At 66.4% G+C, this 19,316-nt stretch carries 17 protein-coding genes; 6 read left to right on the forward strand and 11 right to left on the reverse strand.

Features of this window, described 5'->3' with window-relative positions:
* The first annotated feature begins 5 nt into the window (after positions 1–5).
* Positions 6–1,571 (forward strand): M81 family metallopeptidase, encoded by a 1,566-nt coding sequence (locus BAU07_RS15785; protein ID WP_066659447.1) that lies wholly within the window; start codon positions 6–8, stop codon positions 1,569–1,571.
* Positions 1,572–1,587: 16 nt separating this feature from the next.
* On the opposite strand, the gene BAU07_RS15790 is transcribed toward BAU07_RS15785, so the two are convergent.
* On the reverse strand, positions 1,588–3,960 hold the full coding sequence (locus tag BAU07_RS15790; RefSeq protein ID WP_066659448.1) for a DNA/RNA non-specific endonuclease: 2,373 nt from the start codon (positions 3,958–3,960) through the stop codon (positions 1,588–1,590).
* Between the two features lie 138 nt (positions 3,961–4,098).
* Positions 4,099–5,037 carry a LysR substrate-binding domain-containing protein gene (locus BAU07_RS15795; protein WP_066659451.1) on the reverse strand — a complete coding sequence of 313 codons (939 nt, stop codon included), beginning with the start codon at positions 5,035–5,037 and terminating at the stop codon, positions 4,099–4,101.
* A gap of 100 nt (positions 5,038–5,137) precedes the next feature.
* Here BAU07_RS15795 and pcaH point away from each other — a divergent pair, with 100 nt between their 5' ends.
* The 4 genes from pcaH to pcaDC are packed head-to-tail and all read left to right on the forward strand — an operon-like array spanning position 5,138 to position 9,005.
* Positions 5,138–5,848 (forward strand): protocatechuate 3,4-dioxygenase subunit beta, encoded by a 711-nt coding sequence (pcaH, locus tag BAU07_RS15800; protein ID WP_066659453.1) that lies wholly within the window; start codon positions 5,138–5,140, stop codon positions 5,846–5,848.
* Positions 5,845–6,381 carry a peptidase associated/transthyretin-like domain-containing protein gene (locus BAU07_RS15805; RefSeq protein ID WP_066659454.1) on the forward strand — a complete coding sequence of 179 codons (537 nt, stop codon included), beginning with the start codon at positions 5,845–5,847 and terminating at the stop codon, positions 6,379–6,381. The genes pcaH and BAU07_RS15805 overlap by 4 nt, the downstream gene beginning before the upstream one ends.
* 38 nt (positions 6,382–6,419) lie before the next feature.
* Positions 6,420–7,808, forward strand: coding sequence for a class-II fumarase/aspartase family protein (locus BAU07_RS15810; protein ID WP_084025807.1), 1,389 nt, complete (start codon positions 6,420–6,422; stop codon positions 7,806–7,808).
* 18 nt (positions 7,809–7,826) lie between these two features.
* Positions 7,827–9,005, forward strand: coding sequence for a bifunctional 3-oxoadipate enol-lactonase/4-carboxymuconolactone decarboxylase PcaDC (gene pcaDC, locus BAU07_RS15815; protein WP_066659456.1), 1,179 nt, complete (start codon positions 7,827–7,829; stop codon positions 9,003–9,005).
* Here pcaDC and BAU07_RS15820 read toward each other — a convergent pair.
* The 4 genes from BAU07_RS15820 to BAU07_RS15835 all read right to left on the reverse strand — a co-directional run bounded on the left by BAU07_RS15820 (position 9,000) and on the right by BAU07_RS15835 (position 13,165).
* Positions 9,000–9,962, reverse strand: a complete 963-nt coding sequence (locus tag BAU07_RS15820) for a PDR/VanB family oxidoreductase (protein ID WP_066659457.1) — start codon at positions 9,960–9,962, stop codon at positions 9,000–9,002. The genes pcaDC and BAU07_RS15820 overlap by 6 nt on opposite strands.
* Positions 9,963–9,978: 16 nt before the next feature.
* Positions 9,979–10,761, reverse strand: coding sequence for an SDR family NAD(P)-dependent oxidoreductase (locus tag BAU07_RS15825; RefSeq protein ID WP_066659458.1), 783 nt, complete (start codon positions 10,759–10,761; stop codon positions 9,979–9,981).
* A gap of 84 nt (positions 10,762–10,845) precedes the next feature.
* Positions 10,846–11,820, reverse strand: a complete 975-nt coding sequence (locus BAU07_RS15830; protein ID WP_066659459.1) for a Bug family tripartite tricarboxylate transporter substrate binding protein — start codon at positions 11,818–11,820, stop codon at positions 10,846–10,848.
* A 55-nt stretch (positions 11,821–11,875) separates the two neighbouring features.
* Positions 11,876–13,165: an aromatic ring-hydroxylating dioxygenase subunit alpha gene (locus BAU07_RS15835; RefSeq protein WP_066659460.1), complete on the reverse strand. Its 1,290-nt coding sequence runs from the start codon at positions 13,163–13,165 to the stop codon at positions 11,876–11,878.
* A gap of 146 nt (positions 13,166–13,311) precedes the next feature.
* On the opposite strand from BAU07_RS15835, the gene BAU07_RS15840 reads away from it, so the two are divergent.
* Positions 13,312–14,070 carry an IclR family transcriptional regulator gene (locus BAU07_RS15840; RefSeq protein WP_066659462.1) on the forward strand — a complete coding sequence of 253 codons (759 nt, stop codon included), beginning with the start codon at positions 13,312–13,314 and terminating at the stop codon, positions 14,068–14,070.
* A 39-nt stretch (positions 14,071–14,109) separates the two neighbouring features.
* Here the strand turns inward: BAU07_RS15840 and BAU07_RS15845 are convergent, their stop codons facing one another.
* The 5 genes from BAU07_RS15845 to BAU07_RS15865 all read right to left on the reverse strand — a co-directional run bounded on the left by BAU07_RS15845 (position 14,110) and on the right by BAU07_RS15865 (position 19,300).
* A complete protein-coding gene (locus tag BAU07_RS15845; RefSeq protein WP_066659464.1) occupies positions 14,110–14,655 on the reverse strand; it encodes a MarR family winged helix-turn-helix transcriptional regulator in 546 nt (181 codons plus the stop codon).
* Between the two features lie 113 nt (positions 14,656–14,768).
* Positions 14,769–15,956, reverse strand: coding sequence for a Gfo/Idh/MocA family protein (locus BAU07_RS27165; RefSeq protein WP_066659466.1), 1,188 nt, complete (start codon positions 15,954–15,956; stop codon positions 14,769–14,771).
* 6 nt (positions 15,957–15,962) lie between these two features.
* Entirely contained in the window at positions 15,963–16,928 is a 966-nt protein-coding gene (locus BAU07_RS27170) for a PDR/VanB family oxidoreductase (protein ID WP_066665478.1), read from the reverse strand.
* A 53-nt stretch (positions 16,929–16,981) separates the two neighbouring features.
* Positions 16,982–17,971, reverse strand: coding sequence for an ABC transporter substrate-binding protein (locus BAU07_RS15860; RefSeq protein ID WP_066659468.1), 990 nt, complete (start codon positions 17,969–17,971; stop codon positions 16,982–16,984).
* 9 nt (positions 17,972–17,980) lie between these two features.
* Positions 17,981–19,300, reverse strand: coding sequence for a Rieske 2Fe-2S domain-containing protein (locus BAU07_RS15865; RefSeq protein WP_066659470.1), 1,320 nt, complete (start codon positions 19,298–19,300; stop codon positions 17,981–17,983).
* Positions 19,301–19,316 lie beyond the last annotated feature (16 nt).

Raw genomic sequence — 19,316 nt, forward strand, 5'->3', positions numbered from 1 at the left:
CCGCCATGTCCGCAACCATGCCCTTGCGTATCGCCCTGCTGGGCTTCGCGATCGAATCGAACCGCTTCGCGCCGGTCGCCACCCGCGACGATTTCGAGGCGCGCGCCTATTTGGCGGGCGACGACCTGATGCGCGACGCCCGCAGTCCGGCTCCGCGCATGACGCCGGAAATCCCCGCCTTCGTACGCCGCATGGATTCCACCGGCGCCTGGACCCCGGTGCCCATCCTGTTCACCAACGCCGAATCGGGCGGGCCGGTGGAACACGGCTTCTTCGCCGACACGCTGGCGCAGTTCGAAACACGCCTGCGTGCCGCGCTGCCGGTGGACGCGGTTTACATCTGCGAGCATGGGGCCGCCATCACCACGCAGGAGGACGACCCCGACGGCCTGGTATTCGCGTGTGTGCGCCGCATCGTCGGCCCTCACGTGCCTGTCGTGGCGACAGTGGACCTGCATGCCAACATCTCGGATCGCATGGTCGATGAAGTCGACACCTTGATCTCCTACCGGCGTAATCCGCATGTCGACATGGCCGAGCGCGGCGCCGAAGCAGCGGACGTGTTGCGCGAGCTGGTCGCCGGAATGCGCGTCGAAGTCGCGCATGTCCGCCTGCCGGTTTGCGCGCCGCCCACCCAGTTGCTGACCGCGCCCGGTACAGGGCCTTATGCCGACATGATCCAGAAGGCCGAAGCGCTGGCGGACCCGCAGATCGTCAACGTCTCGGCGGTGGGCGGCTTCGCCTACGGCGACACGCCGAAGAACGGACTCACCGTGCTGGTCACGACGCGCGGCGATGCCGACCTGGCCGCCCGCACGGCGCTGGACCTGGCCACGCCGGCCTGGCGCGACCGCGCCGCTTTCTTTCCGCACCTGACTTCCATGGACGATGCCGTATCGCTGGCCGTGGCCGCCGGCCAGCATCCCGAGCGACCTCCCGTGCTGCTCGCGGACGTCGCCGACAATCCCGGCGGTGGCGCACGCGGCAACACGCCGTTCCTGTTGCGCGCCCTGATCGAGGCCGGCGCGCAGGGCGTCATCATGGGCGTCGTCACGGACGCCGAACTGGCGGCCGACGCGCACGCCTGCGGTCGCGGCGGGACGCTGCAGGCACGCTTGAACCGCAGCGAAACGACGCGATATTCGGAACCGTTCGAAGCCACGGCCACGGTGTTGGCGCTGCACGGCGGCAAGGGCGTGGGCCGGCGCGGCCAACTGGCCGGATGCAGCTTCGACCTGGGGCCTTCGGCCCTGTTGGCCATGGGTGGCGTCAAGGTCGTGGTCATCACGCACAGGCATCAATGCCACGAGCCGAGCTTCTTTGAAATGTTCGGGCTGGATATCGCGGCCGCGCGCACCGTGGTGGTCAAATCGCGCGGCCATTTCCGGGCGGCCTTCGACGAATTCTTCCCGCCGGAGCGCATCTATAGCGTCGACGCGCCGGGATTGACGTCGCCCATCCTGGCGCGCTTCGATTTCGGGCGACTGCCGCGGCCGGTCGTGCCGCTGGACCCCGATACCGGATGGACGCCCAGCGTGCGCCTGCGCCCCACCTCCGCGCAGGCCTCGTGACCCGTTTTGCCTGCCCCTATTCCAACGGAATATCTTCCCAGCGCGTGACCGGCATCAGCGCTTCGCCGACGATGGGCAATGCGCCGGCCGCCGTGTCATACGCACGCAATGCGGACAGATCCAGGCCGGTCCTGCCTTCGATGGCCGGAATCGATGCCCGCCACTGCAGCACGTTGACCGGCGTGTCGTCCGGTGGCGGCGCCGATCCACGCCGCGTGAGCGGGAACAGCGCGGTCTGGTCGGCAACCAGCGCCACCGCCTTCAGGCCGCCCGCGCCCTTCCACACCACGACCTTCCAGAACGCCGACGGCACCTGCACGTTGTCCGCCCACATATCGTTGACATCGTCGAACACCGGCCCCTGCAGCACCGTCACGGGTTTGTCGCGCCCGCTGTCGAAGATGCCTTTTTCGAGCACGTAGCGCTCGATACCCTGCCAGTACGTGATCGACTGATTGAACTTCCAGTGCTGCGGCGTGCAGTTGGTGAAGTGGAACGTGTCGGCGTTGGCGCGCGCCGCGAATTCTCCCCAGGTGGGATCCACTCGGCGGGTCAGATGGCCACGGTCGAATAGATGGCTCCAGCCCGAATAAAAGGCTTGGCCAACAAAGTACGAAGCGTTGATGCGGGTGTCGTTGTACCAGACGTCGCCTTCGGCTTGAGCGACCGCCGGCTGCCCGGTTTTGCGGTCGATGTCCAGCCAGCTGGCACCATCGATATTGGTGGCGGTAAGCAGCGCGAACCGGCGCGCCTTGTGCATGATCACGCTGAAATTCTGGTAGCGCAGCTCGCCCGCCAAGGCGCCCTCGGCGCGTTCCTGCAGCGGCGCGATGACACCCTTGCGCGGAGCGGCAATCCGGGCCAGATCGAGTTTCAGACCCGGGATGAACCTCGCGTCATAGCCGTTGCGATTGCCGTAGTCGGTGTCGACCTTCGCGCGTTCGGGCAGCCGCTTCAGCGTCCTGGCTGCCGTATCGACCGGCTTGGGGGCGGCTTCGGCGGCCGTGGACGTGGCCGGGACGGCAGCACCCAGCGCCACTGTCACGGTCAATGGAATCGCGACGATCTGCCCGGCAACGGGATACGGTTGGAGGCCCGCGCCCGCGGCCTCTGCCGGGGCGTCCACCGCTCCAGGCGCCGAGGCGCCCCCGTGCGCCGGGGATGCCTTGGCATTCCTTGAAGGTACGCGCCGCTCCAGTTGCCTGCCGGCAGCCGACGATGGATCCACCCACAGCGACAGCGCGCGGCGCAGGAGTTGCGCCGTTCCGGTGTCCAATTGCGGTAACCGCGACTGCAGGTCTTCATAGATGCTGCTGATGCGGATACCCTCGTTCACCTGTGCCGCGGCCGTTTCCTCCAATGCACTCGCGGCTGGCGCGGGCCGCAGGGCGGACCGGGATACCCGGTCGGGCCGCACCGCCGCGGCCGGCCGCGCGGATGCAGCCGCTGCAGCTTTCCGCCCGGTCGGGCCACCGCGCGCCGCCTTTCGTGCCGGGCCGGACCGGCTGCGTCCGCCCTTCGCGGGCGCGGCAAGCGCGGCTTCATCGTTCACGTCCGGCGCCTGGGGCGCATCAGGGGCGCCCGGCATATCGGCGCCGGCCGGCGCCGCGGCCGGTCCAGCGCCCGATGGCGCGCCATAATGATGCAAGGCCACCACGTCCCACTGATCGTTGAACACCGGAGCGCCTGAAGATCCGAAATCGGTATCGGTCTCGTACAGCAGACGCGTTCCGGTGCGCGCCGTCAGCAGATTGTCGCGGATGGCGATGGTCTTGGGCATGCCCTCCGGATGCTGGATGATGTTGACGTTCATGCCCTTGCGATGGCGGTCGGGAGTGAAACTGATGGGGCAATAGCCCAGCTCCTCCAGCACGGCCTCGCCCTGCACCCGCTCGCCCACGGCAATCAAGGCATAGTCCAGGTCCTTCTCGTCGGAAAACAGGGCGCAGCGCTCGGGCGCCAACCGGAATATCGTGCGGGGCCGCGGATGTCCACGCTCGTCCAGCTCATCGTCGAACACGACGGTGGCCTGGGCGGCGGCCACTGCGTCGCCGATGACGTGCTGGTTGGTCATGAACAGTTCGGGGCTGATCAGGAAGCCCGTGCCGGATACCGAGAGCCGTGGCGTCTGCAACACTACCCGCGCCACGGCACGGCGCGACGCCGCGCCCTCGGACAGGAAGGCGGCCGGCTGGAAGTCGTTGGTGCCGCGTACCGCCTCGGCCAGGCCCGAGTCGCGCTTTACGCGCGCATCGAAGGCGGCGCAACGGGTGGCATCGTCATCCGCCGCGCGCCAGGCGCCCGAAGCGACCAGCGCACGCGTGCGCGCCCTATCTTCACAGGTCGCGGCGATGCGCCGCAGGATATCGCTGATGGTGTCCGGCCGCATGGATCCTCCTGGCTGGGATGGGCCAGGATGTTCGGGCGCCGGGGTGACAGCGCGGTGACATTCATGTTTGCTTGCAATCGGGCCGGCGAGCCGAGCTCGCGCGCAATGCCCCGTCGTCGCAGCCCCGCAGCCGCGCCCTCAGAACTGCCGGGCGGCGGTCGCCTGGCGCAGGTTCTCCATCAGCGACCGTGACGCCGCCGTCGGCACGGCGCCCCGGCGCGTAGTGATGCCGACCCTCTCCTCGCTCCCGGGCACGGAGACGGGCACCACGGCCAGCGAATTGCTGGCGATATCGCGCGCCACCGCGCTGCGCGGCACCAGCCAGATGGCATCGTGTTCCAACGTCATCGCACGCGACATCGACATCGACAGGGTCTGCAGCAACATTCCCGGCTTGCCGGCGCCCGCGTCATCCAACAGCCGGTCGGCGGACTGGCGGATCAGGGTGCCCGTCGGCGGCAGGAGCACCGGAAACGCCCCGCCGGCCGCCGTTTCGCGCAGGCCGCCGCGCGCGGCCGGGTGGCCAGGCCGCGTCACGACGACCAGCGGATCGGCAAACAGGTATTCGAATCGCAGTCCTTCCGACAGCTCGGGATCGGCGGCCCGGTTGACGGCGAAAGCCAGCTGGCCGCTGCGCACGCCCGCGAGCAGCTCCGAATTCGACGCCGTCACGACCTCCAGTTCGACATCGCGCCATGCATCGCGCATGGCGGCAAAAGCGCGGGGAACCAGGATGGCCGCCAGCGTGGGAAGTACGCCGAAACGTACTTCCGCGCGCTGCGGACTTTCCGGAACCGCGACGGCGTGCAGGCCTTCGCGCAAGGTGGCGAGCACCTGGGTGGCATAGGGCAGCAGGCGCTGGCCCTCCCGCGTGAGCCTGGCCCCCTGCCTGCCGCGCGTGAACAGCGCAGTGCCGACGATATCCTCCAGCTCGACCAGCCGCTTGGAGATGGCCGGCTGGGAAATCGCCAGTTTTTCGGCGGCCCGCAGCAGGGAGCCGCTTTGGGCGATGGCGACGAAGCAATGCAGGTGGCGCAGGCTTACGCGGCTGCTGGCGGCCAAGTTTTGTATATCCATAAGTTATGGAAACCATCCAGAAAATTCACTTTTCATAATCTTAGAGAAATTCCAGAATGCCTGTCATCCCGTCCGACGCCGAAGCAAAGGAGACAGCGCAATGGCCGACAGCAAGGTCGCCCCCTTCGACTGGGGCTCGCATCCCCCGTATGACTACCCCGGCTATCGCTCCACCGCCAAGCGCTCGCCGCGCGCGGCGCTGCTGCCCATGCCGGAGCGCATGCGCAATATGCGCGCGCCGGTTTACGGCGCCGACCGGCTGGGGGCGCTGGACCATGACCTGACCTGTAACGCCGTGAAGAACGGCGCGCCGCTGGGCGAGCGCATCATCGTTACCGGCCGGGTGCTGGACGAGCGGAACAGGCCGGTCGCCAACACGCTGGTCGAGATCTGGCAGGCCAACGCGGCGGGCCGCTACGTCCACAAGGGCGACCAGCACGATGCTCCGCTCGATCCGAATTTCCTCGGCGCGGGGCGCTGCCTGACCGATGCCGATGGCGTGTACCGGTTCCTGACGATCAAGCCGGGCGCCTATCCCTGGGGCAACCATCCGAACGCCTGGCGTCCCAACCATATCCACTTCTCGCTGTTCGGCGACTGGTTCGCGTCGCGGCTGGTGACCCAGATGTACTTTCCGGGCGACCCGCTGCTGGCCTTCGATCCCATGGTGCAAGGCGTGCCCGAGGCCGCGCGCGAGCGGCTGGTGTCCAGGTTTTCGCCCGATGTGACCGAAGAAGGCCATGCGCTGGGCTACGTCTTCGACATCGTCCTGCGAGGCGCCGCCGAAACGCCGATGGAGAACCGCCGATGAGCCGCCAGACCCCTTCACAGACCGTGGGGCCTTATTTCGCCTATGGCCTGGTCCCCGAGCAATACGGCTTCGACCTGAAGAGCGCCTTTCCGGGCCGCCTGATCGAACCGGACGATCCCGCCCCGCGCGTCACGATCACCGGCCGGGTCCTGGACGGCGATGGCGAGCCCATACACGACGCCATGCTCGAATTCTGGCTCGAACGTGACGGCGCAGCGCCGGCGATGTGCCGCATCGGTACAGGTACGGACCCGCAGTTCCGCTACATCGTCGATCTTCCCCGGCCGAAAGCCGCGGACCCCGGCGACGCGCCGCACGCGGACATCATCGTCATGGCGCGCGGCATGCTGCTGCACGCCATTACCCGCGTTTACTTCGGCGACGAAGAGCAGGCCAATGCCGCCGACCGAACGCTGAACGCCGTTGCGCCAGCCCGTCGCCCTACGCTGATCGCGCGACCCTTGTCGCCGCAGCACTACCATTTCGACATCCGCCTGCAGGGCAGCGACGAAACGGTTTTCTTCGAACTGTAGCGGCAGCCCTTCCATCCGAAACCGCGGACCCGACGCCGATGCTATCGATACGCGCGATGTTCTCCACGGACGCCATGCGCGATCTATGGACCGACGCGGCGGTGTATGCCGCGATGCTGCGCTTCGAGGCCGCGCTGGCGCATGCCCAGGCGCAATGTGGCCTGATTCCGCCCGCGACCGCGCAACACATCGCCAGGGTATGCGCCGACCCGGCCCCGTTCGACTGGTCCGCGTTGTCCTCGGATGCGCGCAAGGCGGGAACGGCGGCAATACCGTTCATCAAGGCGCTCAAGCAGCAAATCGCCCACGGCGCGCCCGAGTACGCACCCTTTGCCCACTACGGGTCCACCAGCCAGGACGTTTGCGAGACGGCGCTGATCCTGCAGTCGCAGTTGGCGCTGCGGCGGGTCTATGGGCAATTGCGAGAGCTGGGAGATGCGCTGCGCCACCTCGTCGTGACGCATCGCCGCACGGAAATGCTGGCGCGCACCCTGATGCAACCCGCCGCGCCGATCTCCTTCGGCTGGAAGGCGGCGGGCTGGCTCGATGCACTGGACCGTTGCGCGGGCGCGCTGCGGGATGCCGGGGAAGCCGGCCGGGTTATCCAGTTCGGCGGTTCGAATGGCGCGCGCGCCGCGCTGGGCGCCCCCGGCGGGGATGTCGCCGCCGCCGTCGCCCATGCGCTTGGGCTACGCACCACGCCGATCGCCTGGCACGGCGCGCGTGACCGGCTGGCGCGTCTGGGCAACGAACTGGCGCTGTGCTGCGCCATGCTGGGCAAGCTGGGGCGCGACATTTCACTGATGATGCAAAGCGAGGTGGCCGAAGCTTTCGAGCCGACGAGCGCGGGCCGCGGCGGATCGTCGGCCATGCCGCACAAGCGCAATCCCATGGCGTGCATGCACATGCTGGACGCCGCCTTGCGCGCGCCGCCGCTGGCATTGTCGCTGGTCTCGGACATGGGCGCGGAGCATGAGCGGGGGCTCGGAAGCTGGCCCAATGCCCTGCCCCTGCTCGCCGACCTGTTCATGCTGCTGGACAACGCCTTGTCCATGGCGGTGGAAACCATCCAGGGACTGCGGGTCAGCCCCGAAGCGATGCGGGCGAACCTGGCGCGCCAATGCGGCGTCGTCCATTCCGAAAGCGTTGGCCTGCTGCTGGGCCGTGAACTCGGCGCCGCCGCGGGCCAGCGTATCGTCGACGCGCTATGCAGACAGGCGCTGGAGCAAGGCGTCGAGCTGCGCGAACTGCTGCTGCGCCATCCCGAAGTCGAAGGCAGGATTCCGCGCATCGAGATCGAACAGGCCTGCAGCGTGGCGCGTTGCCTGGACGCCGCCGACGCGCAATGCGAACCGGTGTTGGCGGCCTGGGCGCAACGCCGCGCCGAACTGCACGCCGCCTGCCTCCTCGACGATCAAGCTTCGTAGTCTTTTCCAAGGAACGACATGGCTTTCGCCCTCAACGGTCCCACGCGCATCTATTGGCGCAGCGATGGCCTCCGCTCTTTGCCCGCGCTGGTATTGGGCAATTCCCTGGGCACGGATTTCTCGCTATGGGACCCCGTCCTGCCGCGGCTGATGCGTCATTTCCGCGTCATCCGCTTCGATATGCGCGGCCACGGCGCCTCGGATGCGCCGGCGGGCTCCTACACGATGGCCCAGTTGGCCGGCGACCTGGCCGCCGTCGTGCAGGGCGCCGGGCTGGACAGATTCCACTACTGCGGCGTCTCGCTGGGCGGCATGGTGGGCATGGCCTACGCGCAGCGCCCGGACCACCGCATGGACAAGCTGGTGCTCTCGAATACGGCCGTGCGGTTTCCTCCGGACGTCTGGAGCGCCCGCATCCAGAACGTCGAGCGCGGCGGCATGGCGGCGATCGAGCAGGCCGTGCTCGGCCGGTTTTTCACGCCGCGCTTCCTGGCGCTGGGCGATCCGCGCGTGGAGCAGATACGGGAGACGCTGTTATCCATCGATCCGGCCGGCTATGCCGGCTGCTGCGCGGCCATCCGGGACATGCGGATCGCTGATGGCCTGGCCTCGATCCGCATTCCCGCGCTGGTCCTGACCGGCGCGCAAGACCTGTCCACGCCTCCCGAGCGCGGCATCGAGATCGCGGCGGCGATTTCCGGCGCCGCGGTTACCGCGCTGCCGGGCGCACACATACCGATGGTCGAGCTGCCGGTGCAATGGAGCGACGCCGTCCTGGCGTTCCTGGCCCCGGCGGGCGACCCCACGGAAAGCGAACGCTATGCGCTTGGCCTGGAACGGCGACGCGACGTGCTGGGCCGTGCCTATGTGGACGGGCGCCTCGCCGCACGCACCGGTTTCAACACCGCCTTCCAGGAAATGATCACGCAACTGGCGTGGGGCAGGATCTGGACGTCTAGTCGCATCGATGACGCGACGCGGCGCCTGGTCGTGATGACGATCACCGCCGCGCTCGGGCGTTGGGAGGAATTAGAATTGCATGTCGGCGCCGCGCTGCGGGCCGGCACGGAGAGCGGCCTCATCGAAGAGGCGTTGTTCATGGTCAGCGTCTATGCCGGCGTGCCGGCCGCCAACACCGGCTTCGCCATCGCGGGCAGGCTGCTGAAGCAATGGGAAGAAGGAAGCGCCGGCTCATAGATCCAGCACCAGAAGCGGCGTCTTCGCCCGCGAACAACAGGGCGTGAACTGGTCGTTCCTGGCCTGTTCCTGCGGTGACATGAACAGGTCGCGGTGATCGGGCTCTCCCTCCAGCACCCGGGTAAGGCAGGTGCCGCAGATGCCCTGTTCGCAGGCTACCGGCACATCGACGCCGGCGCGGGCGAGGGCCTGGGCCACCGAACAATCCGCCGGCACGTCCACGACCCGGCCGGAACTGGCCAGCTTCACGGAAAACGCGCCGCCTGCCTCGACCGGCGCAGGGTCGGCGGCGAAGAACTCGTAGTGCAGGCTGTCCTCGGGCCAGCCGCGCGCCCGCGCCGCGCCGAGCACCGCATCCATAAAGCCCTTGGGACCGCACACATACAAGTGCGTGCCGGCGGCTGGCGTGCACACCGCCGACAGGTCCAGCCTCTGTCCGGGCGGGCCATCGTCGACATGGAAATCCACCCGCCCCGCGTATGGCGGCTCGTTCAATTGTCCGCGGAACGCCGCGCGCTCCGCCGAGCGCGTGCAATAGTGAAGCCGGAAGTCCGCGCCGATGGCCGCCAGCCGCTGCGCCATGCACAGCAGCGGCGTGACGCCGATGCCGCCGGCCAACAGCACGTGCCGTTCTGCGCTCTCCGCCAGGGCAAAGAGATTGCGCGGCACGCCGATTTCCAGCAGGTCGTTTTCGCGCACCACGTCATGCATGGCGTGCGACCCGCCGCGCGACGCCGGCTCGCGCAGCACGGCGATACGGTACCGTGTGCGCTCCGATGGCGCATTGCATAGCGAATACTGGCGCGTGAGCCCATCCGACAAATAGACATCGATGTGCGAACCGGCCGTGAACGCGGGCAGTTCGCCGCCGCCCGGATCGACCAGCTCGAAGCTGCAAATATCGGCGGTCTCCGCCAGCTTGCGCGCGACGCGCACCGTCAAGCGATTTGCACTCATCCCGCGGTCCCCCTTGCTACATGGCGGACAAGCCGCCATCCACCATCAGCGTCGTGCCGGTCACGTACGAGGCCTCGTCGCTCGCCAGCCAGAGGATCGGCCAGGCGATCTCGCGGGGCTCCGCCCAGCGGCCCAGCAACGATGTGTCCTGGCGCTGTGTCTTCAACACGTCCACGCTTTTTCCGGCCGCCTGCGCACGGCCGATATGGAAGTCCGTCAGTGTCGATCCGGGACACACCGCGTTGGCCCGTATGCCGTTCGCCGCCTCCTCGAAAGCCAGTGTGCGGGTCATCGCAAGGATGCCGGCCTTGGTCGAGTCGTACAGCGCCATGCCCTTGCGCCCCGTTTCCGCGTAGCACGATGACACATTGACGATGGCGCCGCGGCCCGACTTCCTCAGCGCCGGCAGGGCGGCCTTGCAGTAGTTCGACGTGCCGACCAGATTCACGGACACCACTGCATACCATTCCTCGGGCGTTACGTCGGCCAGCGCGGAGTAGTTGCGCATGGCGGCATTGTTCACCAGGATGTCCAGGCCGCCATGCGCTTGCGTGGCGGCATCGACGGCCTCCACGGCGCGACCCGCGTCCGACACGTCCGCGCGAAAAACGGCCACCCGGGCATCGGGCTGCGCCCGCCTGATCTCGCGAGCGGTCCGCAACAGCGCTTCGTCGCTGGCATCGACCAGCATGACCGCCGCGCCCTCCGCGCAGAACAGATCCGCGACGGCCGCGCCTATGCCGCCGCCGCCGCCCGTGACAAGGGCGGACTTGCCCGATAGCCTGGGTTTTCCTTGCATGAATGATTCCTGTCGTCCGTGCCGCCGCGGCGCTGGCCGCGGCGAGCGATTGCGTTCAGCTCGCCTCGATGTCTCCGGCCTGCTTCAGTTCGCCTTGATATCCGCGGCCTGGATCACCTTGGCCCAGCGTTCGGTATCCTCCTTGATCCATTCCGAGAACTCCTGCGGACTGCTGGCCACCACATCGAATTCCATGTCTTCCAGCTGCTTGCGGACCTTGGGAGACTTCAGGATGCGCACCATCTCGGTATTCAGCCGCTCCATGACGGGCCTGGGTGTCCCGGCGGGCGCCAGGAAGCCGATCCAGGACGTGGCATTGAAGCCGGGATAGCCGCTCTCGGCCACGGTGGGTACGTCCGGCGTGGACGCAAAGCGCTTCAGGCCCGACGATGCGATCAAACGCGCGCGTCCGTCCTTGGCGTAGTCCTGTATGTTGCCCGGCACCAGGAAGGCGGCATCCACCTGTCCGCCGATCAGGTCCACGACGGCCGGGCCCGCGCCCCGGTATGGAACGTGGGTGATGTCGATATGGGCGGCCTGTTTCAGCATTTCCATCGTCAAATGCGATGAGCTGCCGACCGACACCGACGCGTAGCTCATGCGATGGGTCTTCGCGTAATCGGCGAATTCCGCCAGCGTCTTTACCGGCACCTTGGGATTGACCACCAGGTATTGCGAGGCCTTGACCGCGAGCGTGATCGGCGCGAGCTCCTTGATGGGGTCGTAGGGCGTCTGCGGCAGAAGCGTGGGATTGATGGAGATCGGTCCGTTGTAGCCCACCAGCAGCGTATATCCGTCGGGGGCGGACTTGACCACGTCCATCGTACCGATCAGGCCGCCGCCTCCGCCCTTGTTCTCCACGACGACCGGCTGGCCCAGCGCGGCCCCGAGTTCCGGCGCGACCAGGCGCGCCAGCACGTCGTTGGTACTGCCCACGATAGGCACGACGATACGTATCGGCTTGACCGGTTTCCATTCCTCGGCCCGCGCGACCGAAAGAGTACAGCATGCCGCCAGCGCGGCCGCTATCCATGCCGCGCGCCCCTTGTTCCTTATCATGGGTTGTCTCCTTTTGGTGGTGGTGTTCGGCGTTGCCCGTTTCCGACCGGGCAAGCTAAATGGAATACACCTTCTGGTTCTTGGCGTCTGCCAGGTGGACGACCGCCCATTCCTGGGGCTTCTGGTCGCGCGGCAGCAGCACGCCGGCGGCGCGCACGCGTTGCTGGTCGGTGTCGATGGCGGGTGGGTCGCTATCAGGCTGCAGGGTTGTCGCGGCTTCGAAAAGCATGCGCCGCGCCATTACGATGGCCCGATCGGTAGGCAGTAGTTTTTCACTGGCGTGGTCCTGGATGGGACCCATGCTTTCCTGCAGGGATGCGTCCTGGATGGCGAAGCCGAACACGCCGGAGTAGGCGCGCTTTTCCCGCTGTGCCTGGCGGTCGATCAGGTAATCGTTGTCCTTGTTGGCCTTGGGCCGGAAGGTTCCGCCCGGGACATTGGTGCCGGGTTCGTATTCGCAATGAACGCCCTTCCCTTCGTTCAGGTCGCGCAGTTCCTCTTCGTTCAGCGGACGGTCCACGCGGAAGTTGATGCTCCAGGCCCAGCAATGATGGTCGTCGATGGGCACCCAGACGTGGCCCCCAAGGGCATGGTCACCGAACGGTGGAATCAGGGTGAACCAGGGGAACAGCCATTGCGTGACGCGCCAATAGTATGAATCCGGCTCGCCGTTGCGGCGCCCGAACAGCGTCAGCCCGAAAGGCGTTTTCTCGATTTCAAAGATGACGTTGCCATCCGCCTTGATGTAGTCGAGGGCCTTGGTGCCCTGGTGCAAGGGATCCTGGTCCACTTCGTAGCGATGCACATACGAAACGTGGCTGGTATCGATGCCGCCTTCCATGGCCTGCAGGTAATTGCATTCCTGCAGCCGCTTCGAGACAAAAACATGGCTGGCCGGCAGCGAGCACCACTCGACGTCGGGCAGCGCCGGCTTCTTGTCCCGGGGACCCATATAGGCCCAGACCATGCCCGCCATCTCGACACAGGGATACGCGGTGATCCCCATGTGCTTGCACGCCTGCGGCGCGGAGGGCACGTCGACGCAATTGCCGTCGCGGTCGAACTTCAAGCCATGGTAGGAGCAGCGGATACCGTTTTCCTCGTTGCGCCCGAAATACAGCGATACGCCGCGATGCGAGCAGAACTCGCTGATCAACGCGGCCCTGCCTTCCGTATCACGGAAGGCAAGCAGTTTCTCTCCCATGATCTGCACCCGCACCGGCGGGCAATCGGGTTCCGCGATTTCGCTGGCCAGCAGCACCGGCACCCAATAACGGCGAAGCAGATTGCCCATCGGCGTGCCCGGCCCGGTCCGCACCAGGGTTTCGGCCGTGTTCTTGTCCATGTTTCCTCCATGCGCGATGCGAGCGCCGCTCGCATTTGTTTGTCCGTCTGGTAATACCGTAGTCCATTATACGGACAGGAATTGGACAGGGTCAAACCGCTTTTGAATACAATCCGCACATCCAAACAGCGCGATACGAATCACGAATGGACAATGACAAGCGCCAGGAAGGCGTCCGCGCGGTGGACCGGGCGCTGGACATACTGCTGGCCTTCCGGCCGGGAGACGACGGGCTCACCGCCGCGGAACTGCTCAAGCGCGTCGACCTGAGCCGTCCCACGCTGTACCGGCTGCTGGCCACGCTGGAGCACAACGGCTTTCTGGTTTCCTCGGGCGACCCGCAGCAGTTCCGTCTCGGAAGTGCCGTGGCGAGGCTCGCGCACGTCTGGACATCCAGTCACAACATCGCCGATATCGCCTACCCGTCGCTGCAGCGCCTGTGGGAAGCCACGGGCGAAACGGTGGCGCTGTTCGTGCGGGAAGGCATCTACCGGGTCTGCGTTTCCGAACTCGCGAGCGCGCAGCCGCTAAGCTTCCGCCGCGGCGTGGGATATCGGGAAAAACTGGTGTTGGGCGCCAGCGGACGAACCATCCTGGCGCGTATGAACCTGACGGAAAAGGATCTCAGGACCTATGCCACGGACACGAAGGTGGACACGCATGCCTACATGGCGGAACTCGAACGCGTGCGCAAGCACGGTTACGCCACGAGTCGCCACGAGCTGATCGAAGGCGCCGTCGCGGTGGCCGCGCCCTACTTCAACGGCGCGGACGAGGTGGCCGGATCGTTATGCATTTTCGGGCCCAGCGTCCGCATGACCGCCGATCGGGTCAAGACCTGCGGCGCGATGCTGCTGGAAGAGGCCGCCGTCCTGTCGCGCGCGCTGGGACAACCTCAGCCCTGAACCCGGCATGTCTTGCGACGGCGCGAGCATGCCCGCTTGTCATGCGGCCTTGTTGATGCGGCGCGACAGCTCGCGCGTGGACGGCACTCGGCGTTCGGCGTTCTCGGCGGAGGTTTCGTCATCCGCCATATTGGCGATGATGGTCAGCAAGACCTTGCGCGCGGTCTTGATTTCTGCGTCCGTCAGTCCGCGGGTGCCGATGGCGTTGACTTCCTCCGCAAGCGGGACGAGTTTTTTCTTCAGGGCGCGGCCGTTGCGGGTCAGGAATACGTGAATGTTCTTGTTGTTGCCGGGCAGGTGCCGGCGCTCGACATAACCCAGCGATTCCATGGCCTTGATCGCGGAGAACGTGGTCGGCTCCATGACGCCAGCCAGTTCGCTCAATTCCCGCTGCGTCTGGCCATCCTGCTCCCAGAGTATGCGCAGGAACGCCCAATGCCCGAACGAAACGTTGTGCTCGGCCAGTCGCATCTGCAGCCCACGCACCAGGGCGCGCGTCGCGTCCTTGATGAGGTGGGCCAGACGGTCGTCCGGAACTGCCTCGCGCCAGTGATCCAGTAGCTTGCGTGTTTCTTTTGAAGTCATCGGCGGGTGAACAACGTATCGCAAAGTCACCGGCGATCATACCGCAACTGCCCTGGCCTTCCGTTCGCGGGACCCCGCATGGCGGCGACGCCATGACAGGGCAATGCGGCGCGTCAAACCTGGTGATGCAGCACGATGTCCGTCCCGCTCCTGTCCGAAGCCAGCATCGCCAGGCAGATTTCGAGCGTCGCCTTCGCCCACGGTCCATCGTGCAGACCTGGTCGGCCGTTCCGTATGGCGTCGTAGAGTTCGTCGATGACCTCGTGCCGCGGCGCTGCCGGATCCGGCAGCGGGCGTGCTTCGCGCCCGTCGTCGCCATACACCCGTATGCCGTCGGACATGGGCCGCAGGTCCGCCCTTTCGCAGGAAACGACGATGGGGCCGAAATGCTGGTGGGACGATGACGTCGATGCGGCCTCCGGCGATCGCCCCGCATACATCGCGCCGCCATAGGTGCCCGCGGCCTTGAGCTGTGCTTCCTCGCCAGGCGATTCCAGCGACGCCAGCTTGCGGCGCGCCGCGCCATAGTCGGCCGGGTTCTTCGCGCCGCCCATTTCACCGATCCAGTCCATCCACTCGTCAGAATCGAAGTGCGCGTAGCCGTTGTAGTTCAAGGACGCATACGCACCGGATTCGAACCACAGCAGCGCGCTGTACGCGCCCTCGGTCGGCCGCCGGGGATGCCAGTTGCCTAGAGCGCTGCGCAGCCGGACAGGTCGCGCCCCGGCCAGCATGCGCACGATGTCGACCTGGTGCGCGGCCTGGCTGAACACCGCGCCGCCGCCTTCGGCGGTGACCAGCTCTTCCGGACGGCGCGGCCGGAACAGGTAATCGGTGTAGTTCAGCGCATGGATCATCTTCACGGCGCCGAATTCGCCGCTGGCGATGAGCGCTCGCGTCTCCAGGTATGGAGTGTCGAAGCTGTGGCAATGGCCGACGACCATATGGACGCCGGCGGCGCGGCAGGCCGCGATCATGCTGTCGCACTCGGCCAGGCTGAGCGCCATGGGTTTTTCCACCAGCACATGCTTGCCATGGGCGGCCGCGATGCGGGTGTGTTCCGCGTGGAATTGATGCGGGCTGGCGATATAGACGACCTGTACATCCGGATCGCGCGCGAGGGCCTGGATGTCCGCATAGGCCGGGCCGCCGAAATCGCGCTGGAACTGGTCGCGCGCGGTGGCACGGGTGTCGCAGGCCGCCACCAGCCGCACCCTGGCATCGGCCAGGAACGTCGGCAGCATCACCGAGAAGGCCCGGCCCAGGCCGGCGACGCCGACGCGAAGAATCGAAGGGTCCATGGGAAGCTATAGGTCCAGTACAAGTTTCTCGCCCTTGGCGCGCGATACGCAGACCATGATCTGCGTTTCCTGTTCTTCCGGCATCAGCACCATGTCGCGATGATCGGCCGTGCCTGCCAGCATGCGTGTTCTGCACGAACCGCACGTGCCGCTTTCGCAGGAATAGGCGATCTTGACGCCGGCGCCCCGCAGCACGGAAAGAATCGACTGTCCGACCGGCACCTCGAATGCCGTTCCGGAGCGGCCCAGCTCGACGGTGAACGGGCGGTCATCGGGTTGCCTCCCGCCTCCTTCCAGGAAGCTCTCGAAGTGGATGCGGCTGGGCGACCAGTGGCCCGTCATGTCGCGCACCGCTTCCATCAGCCCGCGCGGGCCGCAGCAATAGACATGTCCGCGGTTCGGCTTTTCCAGCACCGGCCACAGGTCGAAGGCGTCCGCCGGGTTGCCCCGGTCATGGTGGATGGTGACGCTGCCGCCCGGGTCCAGGGCGAGAAGCTCTTCCAGGTAGGCGGCGGTTTCCGGGGCCTGGCTCAGGTAATACAGCTTCCACGCCGGCCCCGGTTCGTCCTGGAAGGAGCGGATCATGGACAGGATAGGCGTAATGCCGATGCCTCCCGCGATGAACAGCAGGCTGCCGGGCGCTTCGACCAGCGGAAAGGCGTTGTCGGGCGCCGACACCGCCAGCATATCGCCGGGACGGACCTGGTCCACCAGACTGATCGACCCGCCACGGCCCTGATCCTCGCGCTTGACGGTGATGACATAGCGCTTGCGTTCCGCCGGGCTGTTGCACAGGGAATATTTGCGTACTTCCCCGTTCGGCACGCGCACCCTGATGTGCGAACCGGGGCTGAACACAGGCAGGTCGGCGCCGTCGGGGTGGACGAGTTCGAAGGCGCGTATGCCGCGCGCCACCTCCGTGACGCTGGCGACGCGCAGCGGCATCGCCGGTTCGATGGCCGGCTCAGTCATGGCACAGGCTCCCGCCGGATCGCGGCGCGGGCGCGCCGCGATGCCCGGCATCGCTAGAGTTTGAAGGTTTCATAGGTGCTGGGATGGAACAGCTCTTCGACCGGCACCCGCCGCGACGACAGGCCCTGTGCATGATGATGGCGGGTGAACGCCTCCAGCGTCTTGCGGCTGCTTTCGACGCCATAGGCCCAGTAGTCCTCGCCCATGGTCTCGCGCGCCGCCTTCAGTTGCTCCTCGACGAAGGGCAGCGTCACCTTGGTCGCCGATGTGTCGGACAGCTTCGCAAGCGCCGTGGCCTTCGATTGCTCGAAAGCCTTCAGCAGCGTGCCGGGCAGCCAGGGATGTTTTTCCGCCAGGGTCTTGCGCAGCCCGAGCACATGCATGATGGGAAAGATCCCCGTGCGCGTGTAGTACTCCTTGGCCGCGGCCGTGGGGTCGTCGAAGAGCCATCCGATGTCGGGATTGTGGCGGGCCGCACCGAACGGGGCACGTGGCGCCATGAAGCCTTCGATCTCGCAGCGGTCCAGCATGTCGGATATGGTCGTGTCCGCCGGCGCGTCCACCATCCTGACGTCCGCGGGCAACCGGATCTTGATCTTCTCCTGGCGGCCGGGCTGGTCGATGCCGCCGCGCACCCAGGTGATGTCGGCGGGCCGGACGCCATAATCGTCCTCCAGGATCGCGCGCGCCCATACGTTCGCGGTCAACTGGTATTCCGGCACGCCGATACGCTTGCCTTTCAGGTCCTGCGGTGTCTTGATCCTGTCCTTGCGCACATGGATGGAGGTATGGCGGAATGCGCGCGACAGGAAAACGGGCAAGGCAATGTAAGGACAGTCGCCGTTCGCATGCTTGACCAGATAGCTGGAAAAGGACAGTTCGCTGACGTCGAAGTCCTGGTACCGGAAAGACCGGAAGAACATTTCCTCGGGCGATAGCAGCGTGAACACGGGATCGACGCCGTCGACCTGGACCGAGCCGTCGACAAGCGGACGGTTGCGGTCGTAGTCGCCGATGGAAAAAGATAGCTGCAGCTTGGCCATGTCCGGCTCCTAGGCGGTGGTTTGGTAGTTGGTGTCGAGCTCGGGAGCCTGCTGGCCCGGCCGGCCGACGGGCTCCGCGCGGAAATCCCGCCAGTCGATGTCCTTCGGAACAATGGCCTGGAACGCGCAGACGTCATCGGGGATGCGTTTGTCGCCGGTGCCGATGGCAGTCTCGCCGTCGCGGAAGCCGAGCACGGCCTGCAGCATCTGCTTGCGGAACTCGACGATCGCCAGATCGCTGGCGCCCAGCCTGTCGTCGGAGCGGTTCGCGATGGGCCCCATGGTGACCCACATCGCGATGTCCTGGTTGGGAAAGCCCTTGATTCCGGTGAAATTCCCCGCCTTCATCGCCTGGCGATCCTGCCAGAAGCGGTTCTCATGGTTGCGCAGCGGCCTGTATCGTTCGTCCAGGTCGCGTCCGATGCTGGTGCCCAGGAACTTGCGCCAGGTTTCGGTATCGGGCGTGCCGGCCTTCTCGCCCCAGGCAATGAAATAGAACGCGGTGGACGTGTCGGTCATGGGAACGTTCACGTTGGCCACGTTGTACAGATTGTTGGGCGGTATCAGCACGGTGGCCGGCGCGACGAACACGGTGGAACGCACATAATCGGTTTGCGCCGCGTTGGTAATGGGCCGCCGGATCGCGGCATAGCGGAATCCGTAATCCGTGCGGTGCACCTGCATGCGCGGCGCCTTGTCCGTCGAAGGCCGCAGCCAGTTCTTTTCCGTCGCTTGCGCGCCGCCGACGCGGGCTGGAACGAAGTCGGAAGAATGCAGGCTGGAGCTGTGCGCGGAGTCGATCGCGCCTTCGAGGATCTGCGCCCAGTTGCACGGCACCAGCACCTTGGCGATGCTCACCTTCGTGTCGACCGACGGCGCCCACGATGGCGGAACGAATTCCGGGATCTCGTCCTGTGCGCCCATGTAGGCCCACACCATCCCGCCCCATTCCCGCACGGCATAGGCCTTGTGCCTTACCTTCTGCGCCATGACGCTGGCTGCCGGCTCGGACACCATCTCCACCACGTTGCCCTGCACATCCATCTTCCATCCGTGATACAAGCACCGCAGCCCGCATTCCTCGTTGCGCCCATATACCAGCGATACCCTGCGGTGCGGACAGTATTCGTCCATCACGCCGACACGTCCCTCCGTATCGCGGAAAACCACCAGGTCTTCGCCCAGGACCTGGGCCTTGACCGGATCGCCATCGGGTTCGCTGACTTCCTCGCTAAGGCAAACAGGCAGCCAATGCCGCCGCATCAGCCTTCCCATCGGGGCGTCGCCTTCGACGCGGCAAAGCAAATCGTTCTCTTCGGGTGTCAACATAGGTCCTCCGTCTTTC

The sequence above is a fragment of the Bordetella flabilis genome (assembly GCF_001676725.1).
Classification (GTDB): domain Bacteria; phylum Pseudomonadota; class Gammaproteobacteria; order Burkholderiales; family Burkholderiaceae_B; genus Bordetella_C; species Bordetella_C flabilis.